Below are 17509 nucleotides of genomic sequence, written 5' to 3'. Positions count from 1 at the left end.
TTATTTTCTAACATTTCTATATGGGGGGAGCGAGGAATAACCTATATCAATATAATTTAGTTCGATTGGTGGTGCCTGGCACTCAAACAATTCTGAATATTAGTAATTGTTTGAGTGCCAGGTACCAAAAAAAAATAGGCAACGACATATTCATCGTTACCTACAATCATTATTTTATTACATACTGTTCGAACTTTTTTAAATCGGCATCTTTAAGTTCCACTGTCAGTTTCGTTCCGTGTTCTTCATAATCCGTTTCTTTTACTAATGCATTGGCATTTAAGTATGCAACAATATCGCCTTTATCAAAAGGGATTAACATATCGCACGTCACATAGTTTGAAAAGATATGTTGTCGAATGATTTCAATGAGCTCGTCTAATCCCTGTCCATTTTGAGCGGATATCCAAATATTATCCCCACTCACTAACGGATATTTTACTTCTGCTAAGTCGGATTTATTATAAATATAAATCGTTGGAATACCTTCAATACCGACTTCCGTTAATGTTTTATTAGTTACATCCATCATAAAACGGTATTGTTCGTTGGATACATCCACTACATGTAGTAATAGGTCCGCATTTTTTGCCTCTTCCAATGTTGAACGGAAAGCTTTTACTAAATGGTGAGGCAGTTTACTAACAAATCCAACTGTATCTGTTAAAAGAAACGTCTTTTTATCTGGCAATTCAATACTTCTTACGGATGTATCTAACGTCGCAAAGAGCATGTCCTTTTCGAGCACCTTTTTATTATCCTCTTGTCCAATTTTACGAAGCAGTCGATTTAATATGGTTGATTTCCCTGCGTTCGTATAACCTACTAAAGAGACAACTGGAATTGCATTTTTGCGTCGTTTTTTTCGTTGTGTTTCGCGTTGTTCTTTCACATTTTCAAGATCTTTTCTTAATTTCGCGATTTGATCTTCAATTTTTCGGCGATCTAATTCCAGCTTCGTTTCACCGGCACCACGGTTTCTAAATCCGCCACCAGTACCACCACCTTGACGCGATAAAGATGCATGTAAGCCCACTAGTCGAGGTAGCATATATTGAAGCTGTGCCAATTCCACTTGCATTTGTGCCTCTTTTGTTTGTGCACGGCGATCGAAAATATCTAAAATTAACATTGTACGGTCAATTACTTTACATTCTAAATCATGTTCAAGATTTCGAATTTGAGAAGGTGATAACTCATCATTAAATATCACCAAATTGGCATCAATGCCATCGATGTAATTTTTTATTTCCTCAATTTTCCCTGTCCCTACATAATGTGAAGGATTTACCCGGTCAAGATTTTGGGTTACTTGCCCAACCACTTCTACATCAAGCGCTTCAGCTAAACTTGCTAATTCTTCCATAGAATAGTTAAAGTTTGAATCACTTCCTAAGTTCACGCCTACTAATATTGCTTTTTCAATGATAATTTCTACTTCTTTCATATTACTCAAAATCATTCCTCCCTCAACATTAGGGTTTTGCTTCAATCATCGTACCATATATTATATCCGTTCATATAATCAGAAATGCGAAAGCGGCTCACCCAGCTCCGAAAAAAACGGTCGACAAAAACGTCACATCGGTGCTCCTGCGATTACTCGTCGCAAAGTGCCTTTGTGACATTGTCGACACTCGTACATCCATGTACTTCGGAAACTTCCGACAAGCATGCTTGCATGCGTAGGAGAAAGTTGAAGTTTTCGAGGAGCTAGCCGCTGTAGCTAGACACTAAAAAATGCGAAAGTCCGAACATCTATACTTTCTTAAAGGTAAAAACCCTCAAACAAGAAATGCTTGAGGGCTTAAAAATTTTCTATTCTCTTTCTGATTTTAACAGGTCTAATGTTTCATTAAACTCTTGTTCAATTTCTTTATTTGGTTTGAATGTGATTAAACTTACTATAACTGTAACAATTAAGTTAATTAAGAAACCAGGAACGATTTCATATAACATACCTGACAATGTTTCACTTTGTCCCCAAATAAATGCTAGTACAGCACCTGCAATCATCCCTGTAAGAGCACCAACATTTGTTAACTTTCTCCAGTATAATGCAAGTAAAATTGTTGGTCCAAAAGCTGCACCAAATCCAGCCCATGCAAATCCAACTAAATCTAAAATCGAACTATTTGGGTTCCATCCTAAAATTGCTGCAATCACTGCCACAACTAGAACCGCAAGACGTCCAGCCATTACATAATGTTTATCTGATGCATCTTTTTTAAATAACGCTTTGTACATATCTTCTATTAAAGCTGAAGAAGTAACAATTAATTGAGATGAAATGGTACTCATTACTGCTGCTAAAATTGCTGCTAACATAATCCCTGCAATAAATGGGTGGAATAAGATTTTCCCCATTACAATAAAGATTGTTTCAGGATCTTCAATTGTTTGCCCTGTTTGTTGGAAGTATGCTAAACCAACTAAAGCTGTACCCATTGCTCCAACTAAACTTAAAATCATCCAGCCAATCCCAATACGGCGCGCTTGTTTTGTTTCTTTCACCGATTTAATGGCCATAAAACGTACGATAATATGAGGTTGTCCAAAATACCCCAGACCCCACGCAACAGATGATACAACACCCGCAACTGTAGCTGTTGAAGCGAATAAGCTAAAATGTTCTGGACTTACTGCTTTAATTGAATCAATTGTTTCGCCAATACCACCTGTAAAGAAGATACCAATTGCAGGAACTAATACTAAAGCTAAGAACATAATTAACCCTTGCAAGAAGTCGGTGTAACTAACGGCAAGGAAACCACCAAATAATGTATACCCAACTGTAACGACTGCTACAAGTAATAAACCTGTATGATAATCAAATCCAAATGAACTTTCAAAGAATTTACCGCCTGAAACCATACCTGATGATACATAGAAAGTAAAGAAGACTAAAATAACGATTCCTGATACGATTCGTATTAATTTCGTATTATCTCGTAAACGGTTATCTAAAAAACTTGGAATCGTGATTGAATTTTTCGACACTTGTGTATAAACACGTAAGCGTGGAGCTACTAATAACCAGTTTAACCAAGCACCTACTGTTAACCCGATTGCAATCCATGCTTCTACGATTCCTGCTGCATAAATTGCACCCGGTAGACCCATTAACAACCATCCGGACATATCGGCTGCCCCAGCACTTAATGCTGTAACGGCTGGTCCTAAATCTCGTCCACCTAACATGTAATCATTAAGGTTTGTCGTTCTTTTATATGCATACCAACCAATAATAATCATAGCTAGCATATAAATGACGATTGCTAATAACTGAAAACTGTAATCTGACATGTTGTCATCCCCCTTGATGTAAGCGTTTTATTTTAATGGTATAGTGACTTATCTAGAATTCCCCTAAGTTGACTAAAATACTAGTACCACTTGTGTATAATTTATCACAAATTTGTCACAAAGTAATCTAGTATTTTTTAGAAATTAAGTTTTTGGAATAGTTTTATTATTATATTATTCTTAATAGTCATACAATTAATACACACTAGTCATTAACACATTAATTTGTTCCTATGTTAAACTTATGCCAAAAATGAATAAAAAGGCGGATTATAATGGATTTTGAAAAAATGAAGGAAGAGTTTCTTAACCGGATTGAGAACAAACAACTAATAAACGCAACAATTAGTCAACCAAGACAAAAGTCCAATGAAATTAAGCGGATCAAACTAAAACCAATCGAATTAAAAGGGACTTATCATATTCAAATTGAATATCAGTATGAACGGATCTTAAAGCACGAAAATATTATTGTAGAAGAATTTACACACACCTTTGATATATTATTACAACAGTTTCGCCAAATTCATGCGCAATTTGTGAATGAATCAATACAAGTTCAACTTTCAAAAAAAAATAAAGTGCTTTGGAAAGAAACAAAAGCTGAATCCACTAAGGAAGTTAATTTATCCCACAATCGAAAAAAACAATATTTGCTTGATGATTCGATACCCTATCCTTTTCTTATTCGCCTCGGTGTACAAACGGATGAAGGAAAGGTTAAAAAACAAAAGTACGATAAGTTTCGTCAAATCAATCGCTTTGTAGAATTTATCAATGATTCGCTTTCACACTTACCAAAAGATCGTCAAATACGCATATTAGATTTCGGGTCTGGAAAATCCTATTTAACCTTTGCACTTTACCATTATTTAAAGGTCGAGAAAGGGTTAGATATTCGAGTGACTGGGCTAGATTTAAAAAAAGAAGTCATCGAAGAATGTAACGAAATTGCAAAAGACTTACGATATGACAATTTAGAATTCTTAGTAGGTGATATTAACGACTATAATGAAGAATCGGCAGTGGACATGGTTGTCACTTTACATGCATGTGATGTAGCAACAGATATGGCCTTAGCACATGCCGTCAAATGGGGAGCGAAAGTCATCTTAAGTGTTCCTTGTTGTCAGCATGAGTTGAATAGACAGCTAAACGCACCTTCATTAGAAATAATGAGCCAACACGGACTGATCAAAGAACGGTTTGCGTCACTTGCAACAGATTCTATTCGAGCAGAACTATTAACTTTGGTTGGCTACGATACACAATTGTTAGAGTTTATTGATATTGAACATACACCAAAAAACATACTAATTAGAGCTTATTACACTGGCAAGAAACCAACAGCTGAACAACGAATAAGATATGATAACTTTATTCAATTTTTATCTGCTAAACCATTTCTACAAAACGAACTTAAAGACTATTTATAATTTCCTTTCATAAATCTCACGCAATGGGCAAGTATATTAATTAGGGATTACACCCTTTTAGTATAGTTGCTTTTTCGTTTTTTATCGCATTTTAGCTCAAGCAGAAAATAAGGCTATTTAAATATTACAGGAATGTAAATTTTGTAATAAGCAATTCATATTTTATGTCGTTTTTTAAAATATTTTGTTATGATGATTGAGGTTTTAATTTACATTTTAAAAAAATTAAAATTATACGTATATCAGGGGGCAATTCCATGTTTAACTCAAGAAAAACAGATCCATTTTTCGAATCTCTACACAAAATTGCAGAAAATATGCGAGAAGCGGTTCATTTTGCAAGAGACTACCGTATCGAGACTGTTGCTGACTTAAAAGAGCTAAGTATTAAAATGAAGCAGTACGAAACTGGCGGGGATAAATTAATTCACGAATTGATTGTTATGTTAAACAAATCATTTATGACACCAATTGAACGTGAAGACATTTTAGCATTAGCTAATAAAATGGATGATGTTTTAGATGGAGCTGAACATTGTTTCGCACATTTCGAAATGTTCTCTTTTATAGACATTGATGAGTCCATGAGAAAATTTTTAGATTTTATTTCTAAAAGTGCGGATGAAATTGTATCAGCAACAGATTTATTAAACAAAAAAGATTTACTTTCAATGCGTAAGCACATTATTTTAATTAAAGATTATGAACGCGAATGTGATGAGATTTCTCGTTCTTCTATTAAACAGTTGTTCTTAAAAGAAAAAGATCCAATTCGTTTAATTAAAATGCGTGACATTTATGATCAACTTGAGGAAATCGCTGACTCATGTCAAGACGTAGCGAACACATTAGAAACAATTATTATGCGAAACGCTTAAGAGTCAGGAGATTTATTAAATGGATACAATATTAATTATTACAATATTAGTTGTAATTTTTGCTCTAGCTTTCGACTTTATTAATGGTTTCCATGATACAGCTAACGCCATTGCTACGTCAGTATCTACAAGAGCATTACCACCACGCGTTGCTGTCATGTTAGCCGCAATAATGAATTTCGTCGGAGCGATTACATTTGTAGGGGTTGCAAAAGCGATTGCTAAAGATATTGTCGATCCCTTTTCATTAAACGCAACGCCAGATGATACAACAGGTACGGTCGTTATTTTAGCAGCACTAATATCAGCAATTACTTGGAACTTGCTTACATGGTACTTTGGTATTCCATCAAGTTCTTCTCACACATTGATTGGTTCAATTGCCGGTGCTGCTATTGCCGCTGCTGGTTTTAGTATTTTGAACTACGGTGGATTCTCAGGTATTTTAATCGGATTAATTGCATCACCATTTCTTGCATTTGCTATCGGATTTTTATTCATGTCCCTCTTTAAGATACTATTTAAAAACTTAAATTTGTATCGAACAAATAAGGGCTTTAGAACACTACAAATTTTCACAGCTGCTATCCAATCCTTTACGCATGGTACCAACGATGCTCAAAAAGCAATGGGGATTATTACAATGGCATTAATTGCAGCTGGATTGCAAACAGACGACGAAGTACAAGAATGGGTTCGTATTGCCTGTGCTATCGCAATGGGTCTTGGTACTTCAGTTGGTGGTTATAAAATCATCAAAACAGTTGGTGGTAAAATTATGAAAATTCGTCCTGTAAATGGAGCTGCAGCAGACTTAGCTTCTGCATCAGTGATTTTCGGGGCAACAGTTATTCATTTACCAGTTTCCACAACTCACGTAATTTCATCAGCCATTATGGGTGTTGGTTCTGCACAACGAGTAAAAGGCGTAAAATGGGGCGTTGCTCGTAAAATTGTTTTAACGTGGATTATTACAATGCCGATTTCTGCGATCATGGCAGCAATTATTTTCTTTATTTTAAATATTTTCTTTTAGAAATATAATGCTAAACGATTTTTTGTCGTTTAGCATTTTTTTATATGGGAAACTCCTTTACACTGTTAAAAGAAGACTTTGAAAGGCGGTAGTAGTTCGTGCAATTATTCTCTAGATTTATAACAAAATACGTAAAAACAGTGATAGCGATTTGGACTATCTTCTTTATTGGGATGGTTATCTTTGCAATTCAGCTACCACAAAAACTAGAAGGAGATGGCTTTTTTGTCGAGGGTGATCACTCTCGGATGATGAAAGAGCTTTCGACTACCTTTGACTTACCTGAAAAATCCATTATTGTCTTATTCGAAAACAAAACAGATGAAGAAATTGAACAAGTGCTTTCAAATTTAAAGACAATCGAAGAAATTGATAACATACTTTCCCCAGTTGGTGTCGAACAACTCAATAAAGATGAATTTTCTTATGCAATCTTAAACTTTGGTGAGGAAGTTGATGATTATAACTCAATAGTAGACGAAACAAGAGAAATTTTAGATGGAGAAAAAGGTGTTTCTATAACAGGAGAGCCTGTTATTTCAAAGGATATTAACCTTGCTAGCCAAAAGGACTTAGCTAGTGCAGAAGCGATCGGTTTACCTATTGCAGTCATCGTTTTACTTCTTGCATTTGGTACGATTGTTGCTTCTCTTCTACCAATTATTATCGGATTAGTAAGTGTTGTTGCCTCGCTTGGTATCCTGACATTACTAGGTGATACGTTTAACTTATCCATTTTCATACTAAACATTGTCCCGATGCTTGGACTTGCTTTAAGCATTGATTTTGCGTTACTTTTTATTAATCGCTACCGTGAAGAACGAATCCATTCTTCAATAGAAGAATCGGTTCAAGTAACTATACAAACTGCAGGGCGTTCCATTATTTTTTCTGCTATTTGTGTCATGATTGGTCTTGGTGCCATGGCCATTATCCAAGTGGAACTTTTCCAAAACATAGCTTTAGGTGGTACTATCGCTGTATTTTTAGCCGTATTAGCTGGAATTACATTATTGCCTTCCCTTCTAATTGTTCTCGGTGATCGATTAAACAAAGGAAGAATTTTACGGGTTAAACCCGTTGCTTCGAAGTGGAGAACATTTGCAGGTTTTGTCATGAAATATCCTGTTTCGATTGTCATCCTTGCATTATTACTTCTTGGTATCGGCATGATTCCATTGAAAGATATCGAGTTAAATATTCCTTCTGCAGAGTCGTTACCTACTTCCTATGAATCAAGACAAGCATATGATCAATTACAAGAGACATTTGATTTTGGTAAAGATGCAACGGTGTACTTACTTGCCGAGCGACAAGACGGCTGGGGTACGGATGAAGACCTGAACAAAATATTTGAAATTCAAGAGAAGTTGTTGGGCGATCCATTAGTTACCGAAGTAGGTTCCATTTATACGACTGCACAAGTCGATTCGGTTGAAATGTGGAAAGCAGCGATTGCCAATCCACAAGTACCTGGTGTTCTAGAAATTGTGCAGGAAAATTTTATACAAGGTAATCAAATGTATATGACGATTTCATTGGATACAGAAGGCTCATCTACTGAAGCACAAAAGTGGGTCCGCGAATGGAAAGACAAAGATCTTGGGGTAACATTTGCTTTAGCAGGACATCCAAAGTTTAATCAAGAAATCTTTGATGAAATTTCCGATAAAATCATACTGGCGGTTTCCATTATTTTAGTTTCTACCTTTATTATCTTAATGATTGCCTTCCGTTCATTATTGATTCCTTTAAAAGCAATCATTATGAACATTATCGGTCTTAGTTCCGCATTTGGTATTTTAGTGTACCTTTTCCAATACGGACATTTAGGCTTTGAAAAAAGTATCATTGCCTTAATCATTCCTGTAATTGTTTTTTGTTTAGTATTCGGTTTAAGTATGGATTATGAAGTCTTTTTAATTTCACGTATACAAGAAGAATACCAAAAAGGTTTAACAAATACACAAGCTACTGTTGATGGACTGGTATCCACAAGTAAAATTATTACATCAGCTGCGCTTATTATGATCGTCATTACGGGCGCTTTTGCCTTTACGGATGTTGTCCCTGTTAAACAAATCGGTGTAGGAATTGCCATTGCAGTTGCGATTGATGCAACGATTATCCGCTTAATGCTCGTACCAAGCTTAATGAAATTACTTGGCGATTGGAATTGGTGGTTCCCATTTGTAAAAAACAAACATAAATAGCTAAAGTAAAAAAGCGAGCTATGGAATTAATCCTTTTAGCTCGCTTCATTTATTTCAGTAGAAATAGTTGGCTCATCTACATTTTCTACGCTTGTTGGATCATACGTCGCAAAAAACAAACGAAACACAATAAAGATCGCTAAACAAACGAGCAAGATCATCCCAACAAAAATAATGGTCACTTTCTTCCCATTCATTTCAAAAATCCCCTATCCCTTATGTCTAAACCCTTCTTCACGTAGGTATGCAACTGCAGCTTCTTTCGTACCAAACGTTTCTTCTAAATTATTTTGATAGTAAATATCCCAGTTTCGTTGATCATGGACTAATTCAATCGTTGTCCCTTCTCGAGATACCCATGTTTCAATAATCGGAGCTTCTTCTTCTGATAAATAATCAATCGCATCACGGATAATAGTTTTTAATGACTCTTCATCAAAATCACGAATATTCACTAAACCTTTATCATTGGCGATCTTCTCATATTTTAATAAGTCCCCTACATAGACAAACCCATTCCCATTTGGATGTAGTTTTTCAACGACAATTGTTTTTTCATACAAACTATCTTCAAAATGATAATTTAGACGTTTTAATGAAATCTCTTTTTTCGTTAGCTCTGGGAAAGATTCAATTACAGCTTGTTTTTGTTCAAATGTTAACATACATGACTCCTTCATTATACAATCTTCTATTTACAATACACTAAAATGAAAAGCAGTACACTCAAATCATGTTTTTTAACTATACAGATTTCGTTGCTGCTTCTTTAATCTTCTTACGTTCTTCATAAATATTAATTACAATCGCTTTAATTACGGCATAAGTAGGGATCGCTATAATAATGGCAATAAAACCACCTATATTCCCCGCTGCTAATACAATTGTAATAACCGTAAGTGGATGTACATCAAGTGATTTCCCCATAATATTTGGCGTAATTAAATTACTTTCTAATTGTTGAGCAACTAGTGTGATGACCCCTACCCAAATTACTAAAATTGGATCTTGAATGAGTGCTACAACAATTGCAGGCGCTAGCGAAATCCAAGGCCCAATGAACGGAATCATATTCATAAAGAAGGCAAATATCGCCAGTAACAAGGAATATTCTAATCCGATAATTAAATAGCCAATATACATCATAGTAGCTAGAATTAAACTTATTAATACTTGTCCTTGTACATAGTTTCGTAGCACATTATCAATATCCGCCAATGTATTTTTCACCCATGTACGACGCTCACCTGCAAAAATCTTATAAATATTCGGCGCAAATTTTTCATGATCCTTCAGCATGTAAATAAAGAAAAATGGCACTAAAATTAAAGTAAAGGTAGCGGATACTGTCCCACTTACGATGGTAACAACATATTTACTGCCTGTCATTGCAATGTCTTGAATCGAATTCGACACTGAATCTACAAACGTTGCTATCTGTGGTGGTAGATTATCTCTATTTTTAAGAACAAAATCCGCTGCATCCATTATTTTATCCCCAATATAAGGCGCATTTTTAACTAAATTATTTACTTGGTGCGAAATTGGATTTCCAATCATTAACAAAAGACCAGTCACCATGCCCGCTAATAGTAAAATAATTGTTAAAATACTAGCCCACCTCGGTGCCCCCTTTTTCTCCATAAACCGTTGTAGCGGCTCAGAGATATAATAGAGTACCCCTCCTAGTAGTAGTGGGATAAAGATTGTCCGAATCAAAATAACAATTGGACTAAAAATTTCATGAATCTCCATCACGTATTTAATGATTAAAATTAATATTAAAATTCCAATACCTACCTGGAACCAAACTTTTTTCGTCATAAACTCACACCTCTTTCCACATTGTTCCACAACTAATAATTCCCTATTCGTCCATTATAAATCTATTTACGTATTTATATTAGATAAAGTGTCACTAAAAGGAAAAAACCTCTCGAAAAATTTCGAGAGGGCATCGATTATAATTTTGTATCGTCTACTGAATTTAAATATTGTTCTATTGAATCAATTACTGATTCCACACAACCATCATCAAATGGTGAAATTAATCCGGCTTCTTTAACTAGTTTTGTAAATGACATGGACCCACCTAACCCACAAAGGTGGATATAGTCTTTCCATGCCGATTCAAAGTCTTCTCTTGAGCGTTTCCAAAATTGGAATGCACAAATTTCAGCAAGGGTATAATCAATGTAATAAAACGGGCTTGCATAAATATGAGCTTGTCGCTGCCAGAACCCGCCTGCTTCTAAATAATCATACCCATCGTAATCGCGATGTGGTAAATATTTTTCTTCAATTTCCTTCCACGCTTGCTTTCGTTGCTGCGGCGTCATTCCTGGGTTTTCATAGACAACATGTTGGAATTCATCCACTGCTACGCCATATGGTAAGAAAAGAAGTGCACTACTTAAATGGGCAAATTTATATTTATCCGTTTCCTCTTTAAAGAATAGCTCCATCCAAGGCCATGTGAAGAACTCCATACTCATTGAATGAATTTCAGCAGATTCATACGTAGGCCATAAATATTCAGGTATCCCAATATTTCTACTACAGTAAACTTGGAATGCATGACCCGCCTCATGAGTTAACACATCAATATCACCAGAAGTTCCATTGAAATTTGAGAAAATAAAAGGAGAATTATAGTTGTCGATAAACGTACAATAGCCTCCGCTTTCCTTCCCTTTTTTCGCCTCTAAGTCCATTAGTTCGCGCTCAATCATAAAGTGGAAAAACTCGCCTGTCTCTTTTGATAATTCTTCATACATTTTCTTCCCATTTTCAACAATCCAGTTTGGTTCTCCTTTCGGTTTTGCGTTTCCAGTTAAAAAATTTAGCCCTTCATCATAATATTTAAAATCGTTAATACCAATACGTTTAGCTTGGCGTTCATATAATTTTGTCGCGACAGGAACAATTTGTTTATGAACTTGATTACGATAATTTGCTACCATCTCTGCATCGTAGTCAATGCGATTCATATTGATATAACCAAGTTCTACATAATTTTTATAGCCCAATGTCGTCGCTATTTTATGACGAAGCTGAACTAAATTATCAAAAATCTCATCGAATTTGTCTCCATTGTCTGAAAAGAAATTAAAACGCGCCTCCATTGCTGCTTTACGTACTTGTCGATCTGTCGACTCAGAATATGGTGTCAATTGTGCTAATGTTAACGTTTTACCATCAAATTCGATTTGTGCAGAAGCAACTAGTTTGTTATACTCTGAGACTAACTTATTTTCCTTTTGCATCAACTCAATTACTTCAGGTGAAAAACCTTTAATTTGATTTTCTGCTAAGGCGAAAAGCTGTGTGCCCCATTTTTCCTCTAATTGTTTTCGGTAGGGTGATTTCACTAATTCTTTATAGTACTCAAATACAAGCTCCTCTGCTTGAGGCGATATTTCATCTAAATAATCTCGCTCGTTTTGATAAAATTCATCGTTCGTATCGATTGATGCACGAATATAAACTAAATTGGACTGGGTAGAAAAGTCATTTCGATAGTCATTAATTTTTTCGATTACTTTACTTTGCGATTCCACAGAGTCTGCTTGTTTGAATTGTTCGATTAAGGAACGGACTTCTTTTTTCATTTCCTCTAAATTTGGTCTTTCGTACTCATAGTCTTTAAATGTAACCATTTCGCGCACCTCTTTCATAGTTTTAACATTCTATTTTATTATCTTTGTTTTCTCCATAAAGTTCAACAATTCTGATAATTGATTAATAGAAAACTTTTGCCCTTTTGTTTGGATAGAAAAACTCAAGGAGGCTTGTCCCCCTTGAGTTTTGGTTTACCTTACTGTAAATTGTTGTATTGAATCTTGAAGTGCAGACAATTCCTCTGCTAAGTCGTTAGATGCCTCTGTTACAAGGTGAATTGCCTTTTGCTGATCTTCAACAGAAGCTGTAACTTCTTCAGCAGTAGCCGCATTGCGTTCACTTATTTCCGTAATGCTTTCAATTGCACGCGTCATTAAACTTTTTGATTCATTTAATTGACCGACTCCCACTGCTACATCTTCTATTGTTTTAATAATATTATCTACTGCTCCTTCTATTTCTTTAAAGGAATTTTCTGTATCGGTCACTGATTTGTTTTGATCTTGAACGATTGAATATGTTCGTGACATCTCGTTTGTTACGAGATCTGTTTCGTTTACTATACCGCGCAATGTGTTGCGAACAAGATCTGTGGCCTCACTTGTTTGGTCAGCGAGTTTGCGTACTTCCTCAGCAACAACTGCAAAGCCCTTTCCATGTTCTCCAGCTCTAGCCGCTTCAATGGATGCATTTAATGCCAACAAGTTGGTTTGATCTGAAATTTCATTAATGGTACCAACGATTCCCTCAATCTCGCGCACTTTCAAAATTAAACTTTCAATAACCGTTTGAACTTTGGATATTAATTCATAGGTTTCACTTGAGCGCGATTTTAGGACATTTAAGTTTTCTAATCCTTGTTCATTAGAACTCTTCATTAGTTTTGAAGATTCTAACATAAATTCATTTTTCTCGTTTAAAACTTCAATTTCCTTCGCTAAATCGATTGTTGTACGATTCGTTTCTTCTGCATCTGATGCTTGTTGTGAAGCTCCTCTTGCTACTTCTGTTACCGCTTTCACAATATCTTCACCATAAGCAGTCGTTTCTTCTGCAATGGAAGAAAGGTTTGAAGAGGTACTTTGGATTTCAACAATTGTAGATTCTACACCCGATATGACATTTTTTAATTGCTCAACCATTTTCTTAAATCCATTATTTAATAAACCAACTTCGTCTTTTCGTTGTAATTCGTTTATTTCTACCGTTAGATTACCATTCGCTATTTCATCCACTCGACTTGAGAGTTTTACTAATGGTAATGCAATATGTTTGGAGAACATCATCGTCACCATCGCTCCAACTAACATTGCTACAATGATAGTTGCAATAATTACCATTAATAGGTCGTTTGCTGGTGCGTTAAAGTCTTGATTGTATGTACCCGATGCCACAATCCAGTTCCAGTTTGGATCTAGTTTTGAGAAGATTAATTTTGGTGCAACAACAGTTTGTCCTGGAAGCTCAAATTCATAATAAGTGAACCCGCCGCCTTCTATCGCTCTGTCTTTTACTTCACGAATAAAATATTGTCCCGAGCCATCTTGAGAATCCCAAAGATTGTCCCCTTCTCTTGTTGGATGGCCAAGTAAAGTACCGTCATGACCTAAAATGTATATATAACCATTTTCCCCTAAGTCACCTGGATAAGATAATTCGCGTTTTCCTTCTGCATTCATTTCCCCAATTAAAGCTGCTTTCACTTGTTCTTGCGCTTCTTCTAGTTCAAGCGTACCATTTTCAACTTCGTGATTAGTAGATTCAATCAGTTGTAAAGCGGATTCAACACTATTTTTTATTACTTGTTCCCCTAAGTCATCCATACTATTTTTTGCTTCAAAGTAACTAACTGCCCCAATTATTAAGCTAGGTACCAATACTAGTAGGAATGAAAAGGTAAATAGTTTCCCCTGTATTGAGCGCTTCAACTATCTCACCCCTTTAAAATAGTTTTTGCTATTACTTTCATTATTACATATTTTTAAAATTACACAATGCTAAATCAGTCTGTTTCGTAACAATTTTCTGCTTAACGTCGTTTTTCACTAAAAGTAAAAGAGCACACTATCCGTTTATAGAAATAGTGTACTCAATAAATTTTATTAATGCATTATATCAATATACCTAAATATGATAGATTAATCTTCTAAATCTGCATTGTGGTAAACGCGTTGTACATCATCAAGATCTTCTAAAGCATCGATCATTTTTTCAAATTTCACTTTATCATCACCTGATAATGCTACTTCTGTTTGAGGAAGCATCGTCAATTCTGCTACTGTAAACTCTTCAACTCCTGCTTGCTTTAATGCTTCTTGTGCTGCATGGAATTGATCTGGTTCAGCATAAACAATTGTTACGTCTTCTTCTTCAAATACGTCACGTGCATCTACGTCAGCTTCTAATAAGATTTCTAAAACCTCATCAGCAGACTTACCTTCTACCCCAAATACAGCTGTTGAATCAAACATGTACGTTACAGAACCACTTACACCCATGTTACCGCCATTTTTACCAAAAGCAGCACGAACATCCGAAGCTGTACGGTTTACATTGTTCGTAAGGGCATCCACGATTACCATTGTTCCGCCGACACCAAAGCCTTCATAACGAAGCTCATCATAGTCTTCTCCGCCAGCACCTTTTGCTTTATCAATTGCTTTATCGATAATATGTTTTGGCACATTGTATGTTTTCGCACGTTCTAAAACTGCTTTTAAAGCTGTGTTTGATTCTGGATCTGGTTCACCTTTTTTAGCAGCAACATAAATTTCCGTTCCGAATTTCGCATAAATTCGACTGGTATTTTTATCTTTCTCCGCTTTTTTATCTTTAATATTATTCCATTTACGACCCATCGGATTTCACTCTCTTTCATGTTTTAAAAATCTATAAATACATAGTGTTGAAGTTCCTAATTAAAGTAAATAAGACTGTAATATTATACAACAATTCGTCAAGAAATAAAAAGTCTATATGACAATTAATTATTCTCAATATCTTTAGTTATTTTATCCAATAGTACTTCGCAACCTTCTAAAACTAGATCGTATGTTTCTTGAAAATCACCTGTATAGTATGGGTCCGGAACATCCTTTTTGTGTGGAGTTAAGTCAAGAAAGCGGAAAATCTTCACATCATCTGGTTGTCCCAACATGTCTCGAATATTTTTCACATTGCTACTGTCCATTCCAATAATATAATCAAATGCTTCAAAATCACTTGTTGTTAATTGGCGTCCTTTCATACCACTAGTAGAGATACCATATTCCTTTAGTTTTGCTTGTGTCCCTTTATGTGGAGAATCACCAATATGCCATGAACTTGTTGCTGCGGAATCGACTTTAATTTTATCACTAAGTCCTTTTTTCTCAATTAAATCGCGCATAACTGCCTCTGCCATTGGGGAACGACAAATATTTCCTAAACAAACAAATAAAACACGAATCATGTTTTAGTCCTCCTTTACATGCTCAAAAGCACCTTCCACTAATGGGAAAGTGCTATTATTTATCTTTTATTTTTGAATTTAATTCTTCTGTTAAACGAGTTAATTCCTTTTCTAAGTAATGTGTTGCCTCGTCTCTTGCTTCTTTTCCTGAAGGCACGGTAAAAGGCTCTCCATAAATTAAGTAGCCCTTTTGACGTTTAAACACACCACCTACATTCTTTGGACCAACATATGCTGCCGGAACGATTTGTGCCTTTGCTAATTGGGCAATCGTAATGGCTCCTTGTTTTAATTCTGCATTTTCCGTTGAACGTGTACCACTTGGAAAGATTCCTACTACTTTTCCTTCTTTAATAAGCTGACGAGGAATTTTAATCACACTTGGCCCTGGGTTGTCACGATCTACAGGAAAGGCATTTAAACGTGAAACTAATGGTCCTAATACTTTCATTTCAAACAGCTGCTTCTTCGCCATAAAATGGATTTTTGTCGGATATAAAGAAACACCTAGATTTAAAATATCCACATATCCGTTATGTGTACAAGCGACAATATAACCGCCGTCTTTTGGGATATTTTCTTTCCCATAAACTTTTGCCTTTGATCCATTAAGTGATAAAAAGACATTCACTAAATTTGCTCCAATATCATATAACACTGCTATCCAACCTCTTCATATTGTTATTATTTCTACTATTATTATTCGAAATTTCCCTTAATGATTTTCACCTATTAAAATATCTAAATCAATTGTAATTTCTTTAAGGGAAATTTCGTGATCGAGATGCCATCCTAATGGTGTCATTTCAAGTAGTTTTGGTAAAAGCTCCTCACTTAGAGGCATTTGATACGTAATTCGTTGTTGTTGAACGTTTTTAAAATGCTCCTTGAATCGTTCTACTGTTTGATCATTTGAATAGCTTTCTTTTTCAGAATTAGCAAAGGCTTGCTCTCGGATTTCTTTTAAATAATTGGATTGTGGGACAACTTTTATCACTTTGCTATTCGGTTTTAATATACGACGAAATTCCTCGTAATTTGCTGGTGATAATATATTTAAAATAATATCAAACGACTCTTTTTTAAACGGACTATTGGCTAAATCGCCTACACACCATATTTTATTTTCATAAAACTTTGCCGCCGCTTGAATCCCTTCTTTTGAAATATCGATTCCAATAGCTAACGGATTCTTTTCTAAATGTGTACAGATTCGATCTAAATGCGACCCTTCCCCACAGCCTGTATCTAATATCGTATAAGTTTCGTTTTCAATTTGATCTGCAATTGCACTTTGTATTGGATCATACAAACCGCTATTAATTACTGTTTGTCTCGATTCAAACAACTCTTTACTATACATAGAGGGCGCTGGCTTAATCATGAAATTGACATAGCCTTGTTTTGCAATGTCAAAGGAATGGTTTTGATTACAAATAATATGTCCATCATCCTGTACATCCATGTCTTCTTTACAAATTGGACAGGAAAAAAGGGTATGATGTTTTTGCATTAATATCGTACTTGCGATTCTTTTTGATACTTTTCCCACATGAATGCTCCTTTTT

General features: G+C 35.3%; 15 protein-coding genes. 4 read left to right on the top strand and 11 right to left on the bottom strand.

All coding sequences use genetic code 11. The features are described from left to right. Positions 1–169 precede the first annotated feature (169 nt). Positions 170–1447: a GTPase HflX gene (gene hflX, locus EK386_RS08615; RefSeq protein WP_126658819.1), complete on the bottom strand. Its 1278-nt coding sequence runs from the start codon at positions 1445–1447 to the stop codon at positions 170–172. 371 nt (positions 1448–1818) lie between these two features. Further along, complete coding sequence (putP, locus tag EK386_RS08610) at positions 1819–3306, bottom strand: sodium/proline symporter PutP (protein WP_126658756.1); 1488 nt, start codon at positions 3304–3306, stop codon at positions 1819–1821. 275 nt (positions 3307–3581) lie between these two features. Between putP and EK386_RS08605 the strand changes: the two genes are divergently transcribed. The 4 genes from EK386_RS08605 to EK386_RS08590 all read left to right on the top strand — a co-directional run bounded on the left by EK386_RS08605 (position 3582) and on the right by EK386_RS08590 (position 8869). After that, positions 3582–4742: a class I SAM-dependent methyltransferase gene (locus EK386_RS08605; protein WP_126658755.1), complete on the top strand. Its 1161-nt coding sequence runs from the start codon at positions 3582–3584 to the stop codon at positions 4740–4742. Between the two features lie 257 nt (positions 4743–4999). Further along, on the top strand, positions 5000–5620 hold the full coding sequence (locus EK386_RS08600) for a DUF47 domain-containing protein (protein ID WP_126658754.1): 621 nt from the start codon (positions 5000–5002) through the stop codon (positions 5618–5620). Positions 5621–5639: 19 nt separating this feature from the next. Next, positions 5640–6656 (top strand): inorganic phosphate transporter, encoded by a 1017-nt coding sequence (locus EK386_RS08595; protein WP_126658753.1) that lies wholly within the window; start codon positions 5640–5642, stop codon positions 6654–6656. Positions 6657–6754: 98 nt separating this feature from the next. Then, positions 6755–8869, top strand: coding sequence for an MMPL family transporter (locus EK386_RS08590; RefSeq protein ID WP_126658752.1), 2115 nt, complete (start codon positions 6755–6757; stop codon positions 8867–8869). A gap of 35 nt (positions 8870–8904) precedes the next feature. Here the strand turns inward: EK386_RS08590 and EK386_RS20195 are convergent, their stop codons facing one another. The 9 genes from EK386_RS20195 to EK386_RS08550 form a co-directional block, all read right to left on the bottom strand. Continuing rightward, a complete protein-coding gene (locus EK386_RS20195; RefSeq protein ID WP_158674396.1) occupies positions 8905–9066 on the bottom strand; it encodes a hypothetical protein in 162 nt (53 codons plus the stop codon). A gap of 12 nt (positions 9067–9078) precedes the next feature. Next, entirely contained in the window at positions 9079–9534 is a 456-nt protein-coding gene (locus EK386_RS08585; RefSeq protein WP_126658751.1) for a hypothetical protein, read from the bottom strand. Between the two features lie 79 nt (positions 9535–9613). Further along, positions 9614–10693 (bottom strand): AI-2E family transporter, encoded by a 1080-nt coding sequence (locus EK386_RS08580; RefSeq protein ID WP_126658750.1) that lies wholly within the window; start codon positions 10691–10693, stop codon positions 9614–9616. A gap of 137 nt (positions 10694–10830) precedes the next feature. Then, positions 10831–12528, bottom strand: a complete 1698-nt coding sequence (locus EK386_RS08575; protein ID WP_126658749.1) for a M3 family oligoendopeptidase — start codon at positions 12526–12528, stop codon at positions 10831–10833. Between the two features lie 153 nt (positions 12529–12681). Continuing rightward, positions 12682–14418 (bottom strand): methyl-accepting chemotaxis protein, encoded by a 1737-nt coding sequence (locus EK386_RS08570; protein ID WP_126658748.1) that lies wholly within the window; start codon positions 14416–14418, stop codon positions 12682–12684. 210 nt (positions 14419–14628) lie between these two features. Beyond that, entirely contained in the window at positions 14629–15348 is a 720-nt protein-coding gene (locus tag EK386_RS08565) for a YebC/PmpR family DNA-binding transcriptional regulator (RefSeq protein ID WP_126658747.1), read from the bottom strand. 125 nt (positions 15349–15473) lie between these two features. Beyond that, a complete protein-coding gene (locus tag EK386_RS08560; RefSeq protein WP_126658746.1) occupies positions 15474–15941 on the bottom strand; it encodes a low molecular weight protein-tyrosine-phosphatase in 468 nt (155 codons plus the stop codon). Positions 15942–15996: 55 nt separating this feature from the next. Next, positions 15997–16599: a lysophospholipid acyltransferase family protein gene (locus EK386_RS08555; RefSeq protein WP_126658745.1), complete on the bottom strand. Its 603-nt coding sequence runs from the start codon at positions 16597–16599 to the stop codon at positions 15997–15999. A gap of 57 nt (positions 16600–16656) precedes the next feature. Beyond that, positions 16657–17493: a putative RNA methyltransferase gene (locus tag EK386_RS08550; RefSeq protein ID WP_179966015.1), complete on the bottom strand. Its 837-nt coding sequence runs from the start codon at positions 17491–17493 to the stop codon at positions 16657–16659. Positions 17494–17509 lie beyond the last annotated feature (16 nt).

Origin of the sequence: Lysinibacillus antri (assembly GCF_003977595.1) — a bacterium.
Lineage (GTDB): Bacteria > Bacillota > Bacilli > Bacillales_A > Planococcaceae > Ureibacillus > Ureibacillus antri.
Note: the sequence above shows the minus strand (reverse complement) of the source record. Positions and strands in the feature narration are given on the sequence as shown.

Coding starts and splice junctions, on each gene's coding strand:
- EK386_RS08560 (WP_126658746.1), bottom strand. CDS start 15,941: ATGATTCGTGTTTTATTTGTTTGTTTAGGAAATATTTGTCGTTCCCCA.
- EK386_RS20195 (WP_158674396.1), bottom strand. CDS start 9,066: ATGAATGGGAAGAAAGTGACCATTATTTTTGTTGGGATGATCTTGCTC.
- EK386_RS08580 (WP_126658750.1), bottom strand. CDS start 10,693: ATGACGAAAAAAGTTTGGTTCCAGGTAGGTATTGGAATTTTAATATTA.
- EK386_RS08600 (WP_126658754.1), top strand. CDS start 5,000: ATGTTTAACTCAAGAAAAACAGATCCATTTTTCGAATCTCTACACAAA.
- putP (WP_126658756.1), bottom strand. CDS start 3,306: ATGTCAGATTACAGTTTTCAGTTATTAGCAATCGTCATTTATATGCTA.
- EK386_RS08575 (WP_126658749.1), bottom strand. CDS start 12,528: ATGGTTACATTTAAAGACTATGAGTACGAAAGACCAAATTTAGAGGAA.
- EK386_RS08605 (WP_126658755.1), top strand. CDS start 3,582: ATGGATTTTGAAAAAATGAAGGAAGAGTTTCTTAACCGGATTGAGAAC.
- EK386_RS08595 (WP_126658753.1), top strand. CDS start 5,640: ATGGATACAATATTAATTATTACAATATTAGTTGTAATTTTTGCTCTA.
- EK386_RS08565 (WP_126658747.1), bottom strand. CDS start 15,348: ATGGGTCGTAAATGGAATAATATTAAAGATAAAAAAGCGGAGAAAGAT.
- EK386_RS08585 (WP_126658751.1), bottom strand. CDS start 9,534: ATGTTAACATTTGAACAAAAACAAGCTGTAATTGAATCTTTCCCAGAG.
- hflX (WP_126658819.1), bottom strand. CDS start 1,447: ATGAAAGAAGTAGAAATTATCATTGAAAAAGCAATATTAGTAGGCGTG.